Origin of the sequence: Butyricicoccus sp. (genome assembly GCF_050872565.1) — a bacterium.
GTDB lineage: Bacteria > Bacillota > Clostridia > Oscillospirales > Butyricicoccaceae > Butyricicoccus_A.
The window spans coordinates 1-1,574 of record NZ_JBNMHC010000443.1 but is presented as its reverse complement, the minus strand read 5'-3'; the positions used below and the strand labels follow the sequence as shown (position 1 = coordinate 1,574).

Annotated in this window: 1 protein-coding gene and 1 pseudogene; both read left to right on the top strand. The window is 54.5% G+C overall.

Features of this window, described 5'->3' with window-relative positions; translation table 11 throughout:
• A pseudogene (locus ACR0P9_RS12340) lies at positions 1–498 on the top strand (1-deoxy-D-xylulose-5-phosphate reductoisomerase); the annotation flags it as partial.
• Positions 499–522: 24 nt separating this feature from the next.
• Entirely contained in the window at positions 523–1,551 is a 1,029-nt protein-coding gene (gene rseP / locus ACR0P9_RS12335) for an RIP metalloprotease RseP (protein WP_432620577.1), read from the top strand.
• Positions 1,552–1,574: the final 23 nt, after the last annotated feature.

Below are 1,574 nucleotides of genomic sequence, written 5' to 3'. Positions count from 1 at the left end.
GAACTGATCGAAGCGATGTGGCTGTACGACGTAGAGCCGGATGATATTGATATTGTTGTGCACAGAGAGAGCATTGTGCATTCCGCTGTCGAATTTGAAGACGGCTCTGTCATTGCCCAGATGGGCAATCCGGATATGCGTCTGCCGATTCAGTATGCCCTGACCTATCCGGAGCGCGTACCGTGCAAGGTGCCGCCGCTGGATTTGCCGCGCAGACACAATTTGACGTTTTTTGCGCCGGATGAAGAGGCGTTCCCGACTTTGGGACTGGCGCGCCGTGCGGCAGCTGCCCGCGGCAATCTTGGTGCGATTATGAACGGCGCAAACGAGGCGGCAGTCGATTTGTTCCTGCACGATCAGATTCCGTTCTATCGCATTCCGGAGCTGGTACAGGCGGCGATGGACGAAGTCGAGTACTTGCCGGAAATTACCATTGAGGATGTTTTGGCAAGTGACCGCGCAGCCCGTGAGATTGTCAAGGGACTGCTGCTGTCTTAAATTTGGCTCGTAAGAGGTGTTTCTTTGACCATTTTGACTGTAATTTTAGCGATTTTGGCGTTTGGCTGTCTGGTCATCGTCCATGAGTTCGGGCACTTTATGGCGGCAAAGGCTGCCGGTGTACATGTGCTCGAATTTTGGGTCGGCATGGGACCGGCCTTCGCGCATAAGAAAATCGGTGAGACAGATTTTAAGCTGTGCATCCTGCCGTTTGGCGGTGCCTGCGTCATGGAAGGCGAGGACACGGAACAGGATCAGCCGGGCACATTGGCGGGTGCGCCGATTGGCTGGCGGGCACTGATTCTTGCTGCCGGTGCGCTGATGAATTTCCTGTTGGGCTTCCTCATCGTACTGGTGCTTTTGCTGCCGCAGACCGAGGGCACAGAGCCGGTGATTCAAGGCTTTGCAGACGGCTTTCCGTCGCAGGGCGAGAGTATGCTGATGGAAGGCGACCGCATTCTCAGCATTGACGGCTATCGCGTGCTGCTGACTTCCGACGTCACAACAGGACTGAGCCTTGGCGCAGACACCAGTTATGACATTGTCGTGCAGCGTAACGGCGAAAAGAAAGAACTGCACGATGTCAAGCTGGAACCGGCGGAATACGATGGTGTACAGCGGTACGGCGTGGATTTCACCGTGACCAAGCTGACTGTAGTAGATAAAGTAAAAAATGCCGTGTATCGGTCGTATGACTACGCGCGGCTTGTGTGGATCAGCCTAAAGCAGCTGGTCAGCGGGCAGGTAGGCATTGACCAGATGTCCGGCCCGGTCGGTGTGACTGATGTGCTTGTACAGACGGCGCAGAGCAGCATGACGAGCTTTTTCCTGCTCATCGCGTTTATTTCCATTAACTTGGGCGTGATGAATCTGCTGCCGCTTCCGGCACTGGACGGCGGACGGCTGCTGTTTGTGCTCATCGAACTGATTGCGCGCAAGCCGGTTCCACGAAAATACGAAGGCTATATTCATTTTGGAGGATTCGCTGTTCTGATGCTTCTCATGGTCTATGTGACTTGGCAGGATATTCTGCGGCTACTCGGTGCAGCGTAAGATACGAGATAGAAAGGAAGAGG